The sequence below is a fragment of the Cobetia sp. 4B genome (assembly GCF_018831605.1).
GTDB lineage: Bacteria > Pseudomonadota > Gammaproteobacteria > Pseudomonadales > Halomonadaceae > Cobetia > Cobetia amphilecti.
On the sequence record NZ_CP059843.1, the window covers coordinates 2,479,823 to 2,496,066 of the forward strand.

Genomic DNA, 16,244 nt, shown 5'->3' on the forward strand with positions numbered 1-16,244 from the left:
TCAGAGCGAAGTGATGCCCCCGACATCACTTCGCCCGCGATCTTTCCTGCGTAATCTCAGCGCTTGAGACTCCAGGGGGCGGCGATGCGGAAGAAGCGCAACGTCACCGCCTCATCCACCGGCCGTGTCAGCAGTGACACCAGCACGAAGACCGGCAGGTTGAGCATCAGCCCCCAGAAACCGGCATGCAGGCCCAGCGGATGCGGCCATACGACGGTAAACAGCACCGTGACCACGAAGCCGGCACTGATGCCGCTGATGACACCTGCCGCCGAGGCACGCGGCCAGAAGAACATGCCCACAAATGCCGGCAATACCTGAGAGGCAAAGCCCAGCCCGATCAAGAGGATCATCACCAGATTGCCCGGCTCCCAGATCGCCAGGGGTGCCACGACCAGGAACATCACCGGGAAGATCAGCCAGCGCGCCAGCTTGCCAGCGCGTTGGTCATCAAGCTTGAGGCCCGGCTGCAGCACATCACGACTCAGGCTCAGGGCCACCGAGTGAATGAAGGGCTCGCTGGAGGACATCGAGGCCGCCAGCGTGCCCGCGCCCAACAGGCCCACCAGCCAGACCGGCATGTTGGCCATCGCGTATTCGAGCACCACGGTGTCGGCGCGCGCAAGCTCCGGCAGGCTGTAGATACCGATGAAGCCGACCACCACCAGCGGCAGGATCACCACATAGTAGGTCGGCAGCCAGCTGGCACTGCGGCGGATGGTGCCGGCGGAGGCCGCGCTCATCCATTGGGTCCATACCGGCGGCATGAAGGACAGCATCGAGACGATGATCGAGGTGGTCCAGAAGCTGAAGCTCATGTCGCCGCCGGCGCCGGGCAGACGCAGATACTCCGGATGGCTGGCCTCAAGACGCGTGAACACGCCACTGAAGCCCCATTCGCCGGTGGAGAGATAGGCCGCCCACAGGCCGATCACCCAGGCAACGACCAGCATCAGCACGCCCTGGAAGGCATTGGTACGCCCGATGGCGCGCTGGCCGCTGACGAACAGATAGACGGCGATCGCGCTGAGCACCAGCAACACGCCAGCCCAGAGCGGAATGCGCCCGCCGCTCATCACCAGCAGGATATAGGCCGAGCCGATGGTCTGCAGGACTGCATAGGCGATGGAGGCAATCGACATCACCAGCGCCGACAGCGCCCCCAGCAGAGGGCTCTGATAGCGGTCCGCGATCGCGCTTGCCTGGGTGACATGCCCGAACTGCTCGCCGAACTTCCACACCTTGGGACCGAAGTACCAGGCCACCAGCGCCAGATAGGCCAGATAGATGGCGACATAGAACACCGGCACGCCCTTGCTGTAGGCCCAGCCCGGCGCGCCCATGAAGGTGTAGGCACTGACGCTGCCGGCGGCGATCAACAGATAGAGTGTCACGGGCCCCATCGAGCGCCCGGCGACTCCCCACTGCTCCAGCGTGTCCATGCGGCGGCCACCCCGCGCGCCGAGACCGATGGCCATGGCGAGGACGACATACCCCAGCGTGACCATCAAGGGCACGCTGTCATGCACGGACGAAAAGGCATGCGGATCAATCACGCGGCGCCTCCGTCTCTTTCGCCAGCGGCCGCTTTCGACAGCGGGTCTGCGCCGTGGCGACGGCGCAACAGGCAATTGCCTAACAACATCGCGCCACTGCAGGCGAAGATGATCAGGTAACTCCAGATGATCAATGACGGCATGCCCCACAACAGGGTCTGCTGGTTGATCCAGCCGATCACCGGCCAGATACCCATCACGACCAGCAGCAGGAAGATCACCAGCAGGCTCCAGCCCCGCCAGGTCGAGGGCATGACGAGGCGCGGCAAGGAACAGGGAATCTCTGCAGTCCGGGCATCAGGCTGAGAGGAAGACGGGGTGTTAGGCGCGGCCAAGACGATCTCCGATGTGAACAGGGAGTGAATGAAAATTCTCGGCGCGCAGTGTAGCCGCTGCGCCCCGCCCTGTGGAGTCACCCTGGTGAATCCCGCTGTTGAGTCACCCGGTTGAGTCACCCTGTTGAATCACGCTGTTGAGTCACCCTGTGGCGCCATCTGGCATGAGATCGAGATGACGACAAAAGCTGACAGGGACAGGGAAAGGCGCTGCAAGGATGGGAGAAAGACGCCATCACAGGCAATCTTTACGAAAAATGCAAAAGTATTTCATCATTTCGTGCGTTTATCACAAAGGTATCTCACGGCAGACTGCACAGCATCCAAGACCCACCCATTGCTGATGGAGAACTGCCATGCCCCTTGCCCTGCTGGCGCTGACATTGAGCGCCTTTGCCATCGGGACCACCGAGTTCGTGATCGTCGGACTGGTACCCACCATCGCTCAGGACCTGAGCGTCTCTCTGCCTTCCGCTGGCCTGCTGGTCAGCCTGTATGCCGTCGGTGTCGCCATCGGCGCCCCCGTGCTGACCGCCATGACCGGCCGCTTCAATCGCAAGCTGGTACTGCTGGCCCTGATGGCACTGTTCATCGCCGGCAACCTGCTGGCCTGGCAGGCACCCAGCTACAGCTCGCTGATCACGGCGCGCATCCTGACTGGCCTGGCCCACGGGGTCTTCTTCTCCATCGGCTCCACCATCGCGACAAGCCTGGTGAGCAAGGACAAGGAAGCCAGTGCGATCGCCATCATGTTCACCGGCCTGACCGTGGCTCTGGTCACCGGCGTGCCGCTGGGCACCTGGATCGGTCAGCACTTCGGCTGGCGCGCCACCTTCCTCGTGGTCTCGGTCCTCGGCGTGCTGGCATTGATCGGCAGCGCCATCCTGGTGCCCAACAATCTCAAGAAGAGCGTACCGGCCACCTTCGCCCAACAGCTCAAGGTTCTGACCCATCCGCGTCTGCTGCTGGTCTACCTGATCACCATTCTCGGCTACGGCGGCACCTTCACGGCCTTCACCTATCTGGCCCCGCTGCTGCAGGACGTCAGTGGCTTCAATGAAGGCGCCATCAGCCTGATCATGCTGGTCTACGGCGTCTCGGTCGCCATCGGCAACATCCAGGGCGGCAAGCTGGCCGACCGCATGGGTCCGATCCGCGCCCTGACCCTGATCTTCGGTGGCCTGATCGTCATCCTCGGCGTGCTGACCTTCACTGCCGCCAACCCGATCACCGCCGTGATCACCATCCTGATCTGGGGTGCCTTCGCCTTCGGCAACGTGCCGGGCCTGCAGGTCTACGTCGTGCAGCAGGCCGAACGCTTCGTGCCGCAGGCCGTTGACGTGGCCTCCGGCCTCAACATCGCCGCCTTCAACATCGGCATCGCGCTGGGCTCCATCGTCGGTGGCCAGGTGGTCTCCGGGATGGCACTGACCGACACCGCCTGGATCGGCGCGCTGATCGTCACCGCCGCCCTGCTGCTGACCCTGCTGGCCGGTCGCCTCGACAAGCGTCACGCGTCTTCCATCGCGACCGCCTGATCCGCCGCGAAGCCTCCCGCCATCACGACGTGCCCCCGATTCCGACAGCTCAGCCTGCTGGCTCGGGGGCACCGTCGTCTACCCACCTGCTTGCTGAAGGAGTCCACCATGATCTCCCCGTCCCGTCCGCTGGATCGCCTAACTCAAGGCCCCCTGACCCTGGGCGTCGAACTGCCCCTCGACAATGACTGGGTCCGCACTGACAGAGCCCCCTCCACGCCCTTCGGCGTGCCTGACATGCGCGCCCATGCCGAGCTGATCGGCCAGGTCGACAGGCTCGGCTTCCGCGCCGCCTGGCTGCGTGACGTGCCGCTGTTCGACCCCGCCTTCGGCGATGCCGGTCAGGTCTTCGAGCTGTTCACCTACCTGGGCTATCTGGCCAGTCACACCGACAACCTGCTGCTGGGCACTGCCGCCGCGGTGCTGCCGCTGCGCCAGCCGTGGCTGGTGAGAAAGGCCGCCGCCAGCGTGCAGGCCCTGAGCGAAGACCGCCTGCTGCTTGGCGTCGCCAGTGGCGACCGACCGGCGGAATACCCGCTGTTCGGCGAGGAGTTCGCGACCCGTGGTGCCGCCTTCCGTCACGCGGTGGATGTCATCAAGGGCCAGGCGGACGACGCCCTGAGCGAAGGCCAGGCCATCCTGCCTGCCGCGACGCGTCCGCCGCTGTTGAGTGCCGGGCTCTCCCAGCAGACGCCCGAGTGGATCGGTCGCGAGATGGACGGCTGGCTGGCCTACCCGGGCACGCCGGAGGATCACATCCGTCGCGTGGCGCTCTGGCGTCAGGTCGCCGGTGACAAACCCTACGTCAGTTTCATCCACCTCAATCTGGAAGAAGACCCGCACGCCTCGGTGCGTCGTCATCGCTTCGGGTTGTCGAGTGGCCGCCTTGCCCTCATGGAAGAACTGTCGGCCATGCAGGATGCCGGGGTGAATCACATCGGCTTCCACCTGCGTCGCAATCGCCGCCCGCTCACGGAAACCCTCGAGGAACTGGGGCGTGAGGTGCTGCCGCACTTCTCATGAGGGCGCAAGGGTTGCACTGATCTGCCCGGCTGGCTGAGCGCACTGGCAAGCCGGGCGGGTCGCGCGACCTGCCCCCGCCATGGCGGAAAGGATTCACCGTTCACGCTGCAAGGAGATCCCATGTCAGATTCCACAGAGACCACCACCCCGCAAGACATCAGTCACAGCGCCACCCGGGCACCCGCCTGGGTATGGCAAGGCCCGGGCGAGCCTGAGGCGCTAGAGCAGTCAGAGGTGGACATCGGCGCCCCGGGTGACGACGAGGTACTGGTCGCCACGCGTGCCATCGGCCTCAATCCCGTCGACTGGAAGTTCATGGCGATGGACAGCGAGCTGTGGCAAGCCGGCCAGATTCCCGGCGTCGATGCCTCCGGCGAGGTGATCGCCTGCGGTGCCAATGTCAGTCACGTATCGCCGGGCGATCGCATCGCGGTCCACACCACCCTGGCGGGGCCGGGCACCTTCAGCAAACGCCTGCGTGTGCCGGCGCGCGCCGTGATGCGCCTGCCCGTCACCCTGGGCTTCAATGACGCCGCCGCCTTCCCCTGCCCGGCACTGACCGCCTGGCTTGCCATCGACAAGCTGCCCGTCAAGGCCGGGCGACGCCTGCTGATCACCGGCGCCTCCGGCAGCGTGGGCCGCTGGTTGATCCAGCTGGCCAGACAGCGCAACTTCCACGTCATTGGTGTTGCCTCCGAGAAGCGCCACGCGGACCTCAAGGCGCTGGGCGCCGACGAGACGCTTGCGGACGCCGAGCAGCTGGACGCGCCGGTCTTCGCCGTGATCGATACCGTCAATGGTGATCACGCCCACAAGATGACCCGCCACCTGGGGGCCAATGGCCACATCGTCTGCATTCAGGACCGCCTGGAGCAGGCGGCCGCGCCGGCCTTCGATCGCGCCATCTCGCAGCACGAAGTCGCGCTGGGTGCTCTGCACTGGGCGGGCGACGACGAGGACTGGGCACGTCTGGTCGAGGCGGGGGAAGGTCTGCTCGAAGCGATCGCCGATGGCTCCATGAACCAGCCGGCGCCCTGCATCGAGCCATTCACGGCGTTGCCGTCCTGCCTCGCCGAACTGAAGCGTGGTGAGCGTCGCGCCCTGAAATTCGTGATCACGGCCAACGAATGAGGCGCATGGCGGGCGGCGCAGGATTGTTGCGCAACCGGCACATGACTGATGCGTAGGCACGCCATTGTCGCGCCAGTTTCACAGCCCCAGTAAAGACGACACAACACATGGAAACGTCCCCGCCGCACTCGGCGGGAACGTCAACAGGAGTTACCGCATGTCGACTACCCTACCGAATCCCGGCTTTGGTACCTTCCGTCTGGAAGGCGACACCCTGCGTGAGAGCATGAAGGCGGCGCTGGACGCCGGTTATCGTCATTTCGATACCGCCCAGTTCTATGGCAACGAAGCCGAAGTGGGACAGGTGCTCGCCGACAGCGGCATCCCGCGCAGCGAGCTGTTCGTCACTACCAAGATCTGGTACGACCGCCTCCAGCCCGGTGATCTTGAGAAGAGCGTCGAGGAAAGCCTCGAGAAGCTCCAGATGGACTACGTCGACCTGCTGTTGATCCACTGGCCGTCACCTAATGACGAAGTCGCCATGGAGGACTACCTGCCGGCGCTCGCCAAGATGAAGGCCGAGGAGAAGACACGCCATATCGGCATCTCCAACTTCACCTGCGAGCAGATGGAACGCGCCGTCGGCATTCTGGGGCGTGATGAGCTGCTGACCAATCAGGTCGAGGTGCATCCCTTCCTGCAGAACCGCAAGGTGCTCGACAAGTGTCAGGAGCTGGGGCTGGAAGTCAGCGCCTTCATGCCGCTGGCCGTCGGCAAGGTGATGGATGACGAGACCCTCAAGATCATCGCGGACCGCCACGGTGTCAGCCCGGCGCAGATCGCCCTGGCGTGGCTGAAGATGCAGGACATCGTGACCTTCCCGTCCTCCACCAAGCCCAGGAACATCCGCAGCAACATCGAGGCCTTCTCGCTGACGCTGACCGGCGAGGACATGGCCAAGATCGCCGAGCTGGACCGCGGCGAGCGTATCGCCAACCCGGACATCGCGCCCGACTGGGACTGATTGACTGAGCCCAACTGACTGAACCTGATCGACGGGTCCAGTGACAAGAAAGCCTCCCGGGCACTCTGCCCGGGAGGCTTTTTCGCATTTCCACTCTGCCTTGATCCCACTCTGGGGGCGGCTCAGCGATCCAGCCACCAGACGCGAGTCACGGCCTCGGTGCCGGGACGTGGCGCCGCGAGATCATGCTCATGCAGCAGATAGATCACCGTCCTGCCCGCCAGCCAGTCAGCAAGTCCCTGCGCGACGCGTTGCGCTGTCGTGGCATCCAGCCCCGAGAAGGGCTCATCCAGCAGCACGAGGCCGGGGTTGGTCAGCGCCAGGCGCGCCAGACTGATGCGCCGTGCCTGGCCACCCGACACCTGACGACCGCCCTCGCCGACACGTGTCGCCAGCCCCTGCGGCAGACTCGCGACCCAATCAGCGAGATCCACCGCGGCCAGCACCCGCCATAGCACGGCATCCTCGGCGTCGGCGGCCCCTAGTCGCAGGTTGTCAGCCAGACTGGCATCGAACAGATCGACCTGCTGAGTGAGGCAGCCGACACCATCGGCAATCGCCAGAGGCGCGTAGTGATGCACCTCACGGCCATTGAGCAATACTCGCCCGCTCTGTTCTTCACCTCTCTTCTCTTCAGGACCCCCGCTCGACTCTTCAATACCCCCGCCCTGCAGTTCAGTACCCCCGCCCTGCTGTTCAGTACCCCCGCTCGGCTCTTCATCTAGTCTGCTCTGCAGGCCGCGGGAGGCCAGGCTGGTCTGCCCGGTCAGCAGTGCCGCCAGCGTCGACTTGCCAGCACCGGAGGCGCCACAGATCGCGACCTGCTCACCGGCCTCGACAGTGAGCGAGACATTTGAAAATGCCTCGAACAAGGCGCCCGGATAGCGGTAGCTGACTTGCTCCAGCGTTACTGTGATCGGCCCTGCTGACAGGCGAGCATCGCCGTGCACGACACCCGCGGCGTGCTCGATATCATTGAGGCGCTCCGCAGCGCCAAGCGTCGCCCCAGCCTGACTGAAGGCCGCCGGTAGCCCCGCCATTCCCTCACCCAGCGCCATCGCCGCGAGCGGCAGCATCACCATCATCGGGCCGCTGAGCTGGCCATCGCGCAGGGCGAGCATGCCCATCGCCAGCAGCAGCAACCAGGCGAGTCCGATCACCAGCACGGCCAGCGCATTGCCGACGGCACTGATGACCGCCAGCCGCCATTGGTCCGCCAGCAGACGCGCTTCCACCGCCTCAAGCTGCTCACGCACATGGCCAAGCGCCGCGTAGGCCTCGAGTTCGGCATGCCCGCGCAGCGCCTCCATCAGGCTTGAGCGCAACGCCTCGAGAGTGGTCACACGCCGACGGCTGGCCACCAGTCCCCAGCGTGCCTGCCCGAGTGTCAGCCACGCCCAGCCAGTCAACAGCAAGAGCGCCAGCCACGGCGTCGCGCCCGGCAGCCACACGAGTGTGATGCCCAGCAGCGCCACAATCAGCAGCAAGGCCATCACCGGAGGCGCCGCCAGACGCAGATAGAGCGCATCGAGGGTGTCGATATCCGCGGTCAGACGATTCAGCCAGTCACTGGAACGCCGGGCTGCCAGCCGCGCGGGGTCCATGCTGACCAGCGAGGCAAAGGCACTGCCGCGCAGGCTGGCCAGCAGTCGCAGGATGGTGTCGTGATTGTAGAGACGCTCCAGATAGCGCGAGACGGTGCGCGAGACGGCAAACAGGCGAATCGCGCTGCCCGGCGTGTAGACATCCAGCACGGCGACGGCACCGGCAGCCAGCGCCGCCCCCGTCAGGGCCGACGCCGTGATGAACCACCCCGAGACCGCCAGCAGCCCGAGTGCCGACAGCGCGGTCATTGTCATCAGCACCACGCCCAGCAGCAGTCGACGGCGATAGCGCTCATGCACCCGCCACCAGGGCGCCAGCGCGGCCAGTGCCTCGCGCGTCGAGGGAGTGGAGCCAGGACCGAGAGTGCGAGCGGGTCCGATCATGATGCGCCCTCCCCAGCATCCTGTTTCTCTCCAGTGGTGCCAACGACCCCATCACGGGACAGACACATCTGGCGCGTCGCCATGGCCCTCAAGGCCGGATGGTGGGTGGCGATGACCAGCGTGCGGCCTTCTTCGGCCAACGCCTGGAAACCGGCGATCAGGCGCTGTTCAGTCTCGGCGTCCAGACTGGCGGTCGGCTCGTCGAGCAACACCAGCGGCGCATCGCTCAAGAAGACCCGCGCCAGCGCCAGACGCTGAGCCTGGCCGCCGGACAGCCCACGCCCGCCTTCGCCCAACGGGCTGGCGATGCCCTGCGGCAAGGCGGCCAGCACCTCGGCGAGGCCGGCGCGCGTCAGCGCCTGCGCGATGTCGCCATCACTGGCGTCTGGCGCGGTGATACGCAGGTTGTCGGCCAGACTGCCCTGCATCAGCAGCGGTCGTTGATCCATCCAGGCAAGGCCAGTGGTATCTCGGCGTAGGCATTGGCCTTCATCGGGTGCCACGAATCCCGCCATCAGTTGCAACAGCGATGACTTGCCGGCCCCGGACGGGCCGCTGATCACCAGCACCTCGTGGGCCTTCAAGGTGAGATCCAGCGGGCCAAGCACCCTGCCCCGCCCGGGATGCGTCAGCGTGACGGCCTCCAGCTGCAACATCACATCGCTGGGCAGCGAGACACTGACCGACGCCATCGTGGAGGCCTGACGCGCCGGCGCGATGGGCGTGTCGAGCAGCTCCAGCAGCGAGTCCGCGGCGGCCAAGGCCGAGGCGCGATCATGATAGTGCTGTGACAGGGTGCGCAGCGGCTGGAAGAACTCCGGCGCCAGCAGCAGGATCAGCAGGCCGCTGAACAGGGTCAGCGACTGGGCGGGCCCGAAGGGAATGTCGCCCAGCAGGCCGAAGCCGATATAGATCGCGACCACCGCGATCGATACCGACGAGAAGAACTCCAGTACCGCTGATGAGAGGAAGGCGAGGCGCAGCGTGCGCAGACTGCGGCGGCGATAATCATCGGCGACCAGCGTGACCTCACGCGTGGCCTGCTCGCCCAGGCCGAACAACCGTAAAGTTGTGATCCCGCGGACGCGATCGACGAAGTGGCGCGACAGGCGCGCGACCGCGACGAACTGCTCGCGATTGAGCGACTCGGCCCCCATGCCGACCAGCGCCATGAACAGCGGAATCAGCGGCGCGGTCAGCGCGAGCAGAATCGCCGCCAGCCAATCCTGACTGACCACGATGGCCAGAATCACCAGCGGGCTGATCAGCACCAGGCGCAGCTGGACGTAGAAACGCGCGAAGTAGCCTTCCAGCGCCTCGACCTGCTCGACCCAGCGCTGGGCCACATCAGCGCCATGAAACTGCGCGGCCCGCACCGGCCCCAGCGCCTGCAGGTGATCCAGCACCTCTCGACGCACCCGCTGGCGCAGGCGCTGGCTGGCCTTCTGGGCGCATAGCTCCTGCGCGGCACTCAGCAAGGCGCGCACTGCCAGCAGCGCCACCAGGCCGCCAAACGGCCACCACAGGCGAGCCAACGCCTCGGGCTGCTCGATCACCTGAGTGACCAGCCAGGCCAGCAGTACCAGTTGCGCCACCGTTGCCAGCCCCGCCAGTGCGCCGCACAGCGCCGCCATAGCCAACAGGCGACGCTCGCGCGTCGCCTGTTGGGTGAGCCACTTGCCGGCAGCCTTGCGTCTCGCCTTGTCGCGCTCCTTGCCAGTGACACTGTCGTCGCTGACGGTTGCACGCGCCGTGTCATTGCCAGCGGCGCTGGTCGGGGCCTCCTGTGCTGCCCCCTGCGCTGCCCCTTGCGTGAGATCAGTGATAGCCACCGTCCTGCACCTTGCCGCGGAAGACCCAGTAGCTCCAGGCGGTATAGCCCAGCACGATGGGAATCACGAACAGTACGCCGATCAGCAGGAACAGCTGCGCGCCCGGGTCTGACGCTGCATCCCAGATGGTGATGTCCGGCGGCACCAGATACGGCCACTTGCTGAAGATCAGCCCCAGATAGGTGAACAGGAACAGCCCCAAGGTCGCGACGAAGGGCTGGCCCTCCAGACGCTTGCTGACGGCACGCCAGATGAAGGCCGCACAGCACAGTGCCAGCACCGGGAAGATCCAGAACATGCCAATATGATTGAACCAGCGCTCGCGCACGTATTCATCGACGAACGGCGTGTAGAGGCTGATGACCCCGAAGCCGACCAGTACGGCAATCAGCAGCTTGGGCGTGATGCGATAGGCCCAGGCCTGAACCTCGCCTTCACTCTTGAGGATGGTCCAGGTGGCCCCCAGCAGAGCGTAGCCCGCCACCAGCGCGAGCCCGGTGATCACCGTGAAGGGGGTCAGCCAGTCAAAGGCGCCGCCGACATAGATATGGCCTTCGGTGGCAAAGCCCTGGATATAGGCCCCGACCACCACGCCCTGACAGAAGGTCGCCACGTAGGAGCCGCCACTGAAGGCGACGTTCCACCAATGCCGATTGCGCGTGGACTTGAAGCGGAATTCAAACGCGATCCCGCGGAAGATCAGCCCGGCCAGCATCAGGAAGACCCCCAGATACAGCGCCGGCAGCAGAATGGAGTACACCGCCGGAAACGCCGCCAGCAAGCCGGCCCCACCCAGCACCAGCCAGGTTTCATTGCCGTCCCAGACCGGCGCGACCGAATTCATCATCACGTCACGGGCGTGTTCATCCGGGGCGAAGGGATAGAGGATGCCGACCCCGAGATCGAAGCCATCCATCAGGATGTACATCATGATGCCGAAGCCGATGATCAGCGCCCAGATCATGGTCAGATTGATCAGTTCCATGTGCTCAACTCCTTACCGTACGGCTGGCATCATCATCGAGACTCTCGTGCGCGGCGGACAGCGGGCGCATCGCGGTTTCGACATCGTCATGCGGCAACTCAGGCTGCATGCCGCCACGGATGACGCGCGTCAGGTAGTAGCTGCCGGTCACGAAGACCACCAGATAGACCAGGAAGTAGCCGATCAGCGTGGCCAGCACCATCCAGCCGGTCAGTGACGGCGTGACGGCCTCCTGCTGGGTCATCATCTCGTAGACCAGCCACGGAGAGCGCCCGGCCTCGGTGACGAACCAGCCGGCCAGCACGGCGAAGAATGGCGCGATCGACATCAGACGCAGCGTCTGCAGGAAGGGGCGCGAGCGGTAGAGCTTGCCATCGCGACGCAGGAACAGGCCGATGAACGCCACCGCGATCATCACCAGCCCCACCGCCACCATCACGCGGAACGACCAGAACACGAACCACACCGGCGGCTGCATGTCGGGCTCGACCTCCTTGAGGCCCGGCACCACGCCATCGGGGTCATGGGTCAAGATCAGGCTGGCCAGCTTCGGGATCGCGATCTCGAAGTGGTTCATCTGGGCTTCCTTGTCCGGCCAGGCGAACAGCAGCAAGGGCGCGCCCGACTGGGTTTCCCAGTTGCCTTCCATCGCCGCGACCTTGGTAGGCTGATGCTCCAGCGTATTGATGCCGTGCATGTCACCCACCACCGCCTGCGCCGGCGCCAGCACCAGCAGCAGCCACATGCACATGGACAGCGCGCGCTTGTTGGCCTCGACATCACGCCCGATCAGCAGATACCAGGCGCTCACCCCGGCCACCACGAAGCCGCCGGTCAGGAACGAGGCGATCGCCATGTGCGTGAAGCGATACGGGAAGGAAGCATTGAAGATGGCCGCGCTCCAGTCATTCACGAAGAAGTGGCCATCAATGAAGTCGACGCCCGCCGGTGTCTGCATCCAGCTGTTGGAGGACAGGATCCAGAAGGAGGAAATGAAGGTGCCCAATGACACCATCAGTGCCGCGAACAGGTGGACGCCTTCCGGCACCTTGCCACGCCCGAACAGCAGCACGCCGAGGAAGCCGGCTTCGAGGAAGAAGGCGGTCACCACCTCATAGCTGAGCATCGGGCCGATGAAGTTGGAGGTGGCATAACTGAAGTTGCTCCAGTTGGTGCCGAACTGGAAGGCCATCACGATACCGGAGACCACGCCCATCGCGAAGACCACGGCGAATACCTTCACCCAGAACGCCGCAAGGCGCTCCCAGGCGGCATTGCCTGTCTTGTAGAAAAGGCCATGCAACAAGGCCACATAGGATGCCAGACCGATGGTAAACACCGGAAAGACGGCATGAAAGGACACGACAAATCCGAACTGTATGCGTGACAGGATCACGGGATCCAGTTCCATGGGCGACTCCTCAGGACTCCAGGGGTTGCACTCTGTTCATCCCGTTGTGGGACGCACAGTCGCAGCGATATCACGGTCAGGCCCGTGACGATAAGGCATACCACCAAACTCCATCGATCATGGCAGTCATCTTTCTACCAGCTGACCCAAAGAGCATAGAAAACACCAGGCTATCGTGCACGATGACGCTTTGCCGCAGGCCCAGCCATACGATCAATCGCCGTGTTGGTGATCGATCAGGCCCGCCATATTGCACGACAGCATCCACGTATTTTCCACTCGGCATGCTCAGGCTTGCCATCTATATTTCGCCGCACATCCGCCTTTATTGACCTACATCAAGATAACCACACGTCGAGCCTCGAATACGACCAATGCCAGGGGCCGTCGGACGCGGTTTATCTTGAATTCTGTCGTGCTGCGCACCTTGAGCCAGCCAGGAATGTGCGCCCTGATGGCGGAAAAAAGACAAGGCGCGCCCCCTTTCGAGAAACGCGCCTTGTTGTCTCCATCTCTTCCCTCTTCCCTCTTCCCTCTTCCCTTTTATCTATTTCTGCCTTTCTTCACTCTTCACCCTCCTCTCTCCTCTCTATCCTTTTTCTTGTTGCCCTGCCCCTTCGCGTCAGAAACTCACCGTACGACACAGCAGTCGCGCCCCTGATGCTTGGCGTCATAGAGCGCCGCATCCGCCGCACGCACCAGATCGGTCAGATTGGTGTGCTGCTCGGCCTTGTAGCTCACCGCCCCGACGCTGACGGTCAGCACTTTCGCCACCGCGCTGTCAGGGTTGATCAGTTTGAGCGCACGCACCTTGCGGCGGATGCGTTCGGCGCAGGCCCGCAATTGCCGTTCGGTCACTGACTCCAGCAGGACCAGGAATTCCTCGCCGCCATAGCGCACCACCATGCCCGGTTGCGGGCCAATGGCGGCCTGAAGCGCCTCGGCAACCTGCTGCAGGCAGTGATCCCCTTCCACATGGCCATGATGGTCGTTGTAGGTCTTGAAGTGATCGACATCCACCATCAGGATCGCCAGCCCGTCCTCACGGGTCAGGTCCGCCCAGCGCTGGGCCAGATCCCGCTCCAGATGACGCCGGTTGTAGACGCCTGTCAGCGCATCGCAGTTGGCCTCTCGGGTAAGACGCTGACCGGCAGCGCGCTTCTCCTCCAGCAACAGTCGCTCACGCTGGCGCAGCAACCACACCTGACGCTGATTGTGCTCGAGCTGATGATTGGCCAATAGCGAGAGCCCCGTGGTGCTGACGAAGATCACCATCGCCAGCAGCTCCAGCCCCTCCTGACCGGCAGGTTCCAACACGATCACCCCGGCCATGATGAGCGTACAGGTCAGCGACGCCGTCAGTGCCTGGGGGAAGCGCAACCGAAAGAGAATGTTGCCGACCATCGGAAAGAAGCCGAACAACAGCGTATCGACATGCGAAAGCTCGGTGCGCGACAGCTGCAACAGGATGGCGCTGACCAGCATGGTGTTGATCACCAGCGCAGTCATCAGCCACTCCTTGAGCCGCATGGAAGGCGCGCGCTGCACCAGCGGCAGCACCAGCATGGCCACCACGCAGACACAGCCCAGCCGCAGCATGGCGGCCAGTGCCAGGTCCTCACTGCGATGAATGGTGTCACTGATCAGGAAGGTGGCATACATCACGAAGGCGAAGATGCCGGAATACAGCAAGCCGCGCGTGCGCGAGACGCGCGTCTCTTCCACATATCGGGTCTCGAGGGTTTCAGGAAACATGAGCCGCCAGCGTGACGCGCCACGACCGTCGATCAGCCCCTCGACGACACCGCGCTCGGCGGCCATCGCCGCCGGCATCATCGCCTCGCGGGCGCCGGGGAGTCGCTTTTGACTTCTCATGACAGGCCCGCTCCGCCCATCGGCGGCCTGTGATCAGGCAGCTCAGCCTTCTGTTCATCGTGCTGTGCATTCTGCCGCTCACCCTGCTGCGCAGCCTGCCGCTCATCGTCAAGGCCATCGTGAAGGCCATCACGCAGGTCATCACTGGCCTGGGCGCGCGCCTTGCCATGGCGGTTGCCACGTTGCACGCAGGTACGGTTGCGGCCATGGCGCTTGGCACGATAGAGCCCCTTGTCGGCCTGATCGACCCAGCGGCTGAGGAGCGTCTCGACCGCCATGTCACGCGTCACCTCATCCTCCATCCCCTCGCCCTCGAGCAGGCGCGACAAGGGGATGACGCAAAGCCCAACACTCAGGGTGACGACACCGAGTTCCGACTCGCGATGAGGCAGCTTGAGCGACTTGATGGCATAGCGCATTGCCTCGGCCAGGCTGCGCGCATGCTCGAGATCCCGCACGGCCACCAGGGCGGTAAATTCCTCACCGCCAAAGCGGACGACGCTGGCCAACGCAGCCTCTTCCCCCTCGAGAGCACCGGCGATGCCCGCGCCTTTTTCCCTGTCCAGTGTTTCCTGCAAGGCCTGGGCAATCTGATACAGGCAGTTGTCACCCGCGACATGCCCGTAGTGATCATTGAAGGCCTTGAAGTGATCGACATCCATCATCATCAGCGCCAGACATGGTAACGGTGGCACCGGTTGGGACGCTGACACGCCGCTCTTCGCCTGCTGAGCATCGCCATGGTGCTGCTTGAGCACCTCGATCAGATGACGGCGATTGTAGAGCTGGGTCAGCGGGTCGAGACAGGCCATTTCCTGCAGCTCGGCATTGCGTGACTCCACATCCTGCAGGCGCAGTTGATCGATAGAGGTCATCAGATAGGCATGACGGGCAGAGAACTCGATGCGGAAGCTGGCGATCAGCGAAAACAGGCAGAACGCCATGAAGACGAAGACGATCGCGAAGTCCATGTGGGCATAGGGCATCGCTACGCTCAGCGCTACGCTGATCACGATGACCATCCCCCCTGCCGACAGCACCAGAGCCGCGACGAAACGCAGCTGCATCAAGACGATACCGACCAGTGGCACTACGCCCAGCGCATAGAGTTCGAGGAAGCAGCGCAGGTGGTTCTCGCGAACCGCCAGCCACGCCGCCAGGCCGATCACGCCCCACAGGGTCGCGACCAGCAGCGCCTCACGCCCGACGGGGCGACAGACCTCGCTCTTGAGGACCAGCACGAGAATCGCGAGCGCGATGCAGACATACAGGCGCAGCATCACGGCGAGATTCTCTATCACCGGCATCGCGATCGGCGCATAGACGGTGTCATAGAGCACGAACATCAGCTGAAAGATGATCAGGCTCCAGCAACCCATTACGGCACGACTCATGCGCCGACGATGCTCGAACTGTTCAAAGTCCCTCTCGAGTTCAGGGGCAAAGCTCAGCCTCGCAGGAGTCGTGGCACTCAGGTGTTGCTCCAATATTGCCATTCGTGAAGGCATGTCTGATTTCCCTTCGATCGCCCTGCTTTCTTTATCACATGCGCAGATGTTGAAAGCCACGCTGACGGAAATGCTCAAGCGCCGCATGTCCGTGTTGA

12 protein-coding genes are annotated in these 16,244 nt (G+C 64.1%); 4 read left to right on the forward strand and 8 right to left on the reverse strand.

Annotated elements, in window-relative coordinates; genetic code table 11:
- Positions 1 to 56 precede the first annotated feature (56 nt).
- Both H2O77_RS10355 and H2O77_RS10360 read right to left on the reverse strand, forming a co-directional pair.
- A complete protein-coding gene (locus tag H2O77_RS10355; RefSeq protein ID WP_215824564.1) occupies positions 57 to 1,508 on the reverse strand; it encodes a sodium:solute symporter family protein in 1,452 nt (483 codons plus the stop codon).
- A 44-nt stretch (positions 1,509 to 1,552) separates the two neighbouring features.
- Positions 1,553 to 1,825 carry a hypothetical protein gene (locus tag H2O77_RS10360; RefSeq protein ID WP_215822955.1) on the reverse strand — a complete coding sequence of 91 codons (273 nt, stop codon included), beginning with the start codon at positions 1,823 to 1,825 and terminating at the stop codon, positions 1,553 to 1,555.
- 422 nt (positions 1,826 to 2,247) lie between these two features.
- Here H2O77_RS10360 and H2O77_RS10365 point away from each other — a divergent pair, with 422 nt between their 5' ends.
- The 4 genes from H2O77_RS10365 (at position 2,248) to dkgB (ending at position 6,547) form a co-directional block, all read left to right on the forward strand.
- On the forward strand, positions 2,248 to 3,429 hold the full coding sequence (locus H2O77_RS10365) for an MFS transporter (protein ID WP_043336655.1): 1,182 nt from the start codon (positions 2,248 to 2,250) through the stop codon (positions 3,427 to 3,429).
- Positions 3,430 to 3,537: 108 nt separating this feature from the next.
- Positions 3,538 to 4,452, forward strand: a complete 915-nt coding sequence (locus H2O77_RS10370; RefSeq protein WP_215822956.1) for a TIGR03571 family LLM class oxidoreductase — start codon at positions 3,538 to 3,540, stop codon at positions 4,450 to 4,452.
- Positions 4,453 to 4,572: 120 nt separating this feature from the next.
- Positions 4,573 to 5,583 carry an alcohol dehydrogenase catalytic domain-containing protein gene (locus tag H2O77_RS10375; protein WP_215822957.1) on the forward strand — a complete coding sequence of 337 codons (1,011 nt, stop codon included), beginning with the start codon at positions 4,573 to 4,575 and terminating at the stop codon, positions 5,581 to 5,583.
- A 157-nt stretch (positions 5,584 to 5,740) separates the two neighbouring features.
- Positions 5,741 to 6,547, forward strand: coding sequence for a 2,5-didehydrogluconate reductase DkgB (gene dkgB / locus H2O77_RS10380; protein WP_215822958.1), 807 nt, complete (start codon positions 5,741 to 5,743; stop codon positions 6,545 to 6,547).
- A gap of 122 nt (positions 6,548 to 6,669) precedes the next feature.
- Here the strand turns inward: dkgB and H2O77_RS10385 are convergent, their stop codons facing one another.
- The 6 genes from H2O77_RS10385 to H2O77_RS10410 all read right to left on the reverse strand — a co-directional run bounded on the left by H2O77_RS10385 (position 6,670) and on the right by H2O77_RS10410 (position 16,032).
- The gene (locus H2O77_RS10385) at positions 6,670 to 8,535 is read right to left on the reverse strand and encodes an ATP-binding cassette domain-containing protein (protein ID WP_215822959.1); all 1,866 of its coding nucleotides are present in this window, start codon (positions 8,533 to 8,535) and stop codon (positions 6,670 to 6,672) included.
- A complete protein-coding gene (cydD, locus tag H2O77_RS10390) occupies positions 8,532 to 10,367 on the reverse strand; it encodes a thiol reductant ABC exporter subunit CydD (protein ID WP_240548570.1) in 1,836 nt (611 codons plus the stop codon). The genes H2O77_RS10385 and cydD overlap by 4 nt, the downstream gene beginning before the upstream one ends.
- Complete coding sequence (cydB, locus tag H2O77_RS10395; RefSeq protein WP_215822960.1) at positions 10,354 to 11,352, reverse strand: cytochrome d ubiquinol oxidase subunit II; 999 nt, start codon at positions 11,350 to 11,352, stop codon at positions 10,354 to 10,356. The genes cydD and cydB overlap by 14 nt, the downstream gene beginning before the upstream one ends.
- A 4-nt stretch (positions 11,353 to 11,356) precedes the next feature.
- Complete coding sequence (locus tag H2O77_RS10400) at positions 11,357 to 12,763, reverse strand: cytochrome ubiquinol oxidase subunit I (RefSeq protein WP_054557186.1); 1,407 nt, start codon at positions 12,761 to 12,763, stop codon at positions 11,357 to 11,359.
- Between the two features lie 630 nt (positions 12,764 to 13,393).
- Positions 13,394 to 14,638 (reverse strand): GGDEF domain-containing protein, encoded by a 1,245-nt coding sequence (locus H2O77_RS10405; protein WP_215822961.1) that lies wholly within the window; start codon positions 14,636 to 14,638, stop codon positions 13,394 to 13,396.
- Positions 14,635 to 16,032 (reverse strand): GGDEF domain-containing protein, encoded by a 1,398-nt coding sequence (locus tag H2O77_RS10410; protein WP_215822962.1) that lies wholly within the window; start codon positions 16,030 to 16,032, stop codon positions 14,635 to 14,637. The genes H2O77_RS10405 and H2O77_RS10410 overlap by 4 nt, the downstream gene beginning before the upstream one ends.
- Between the last annotated feature and the right edge of the window lie 212 nt (positions 16,033 to 16,244).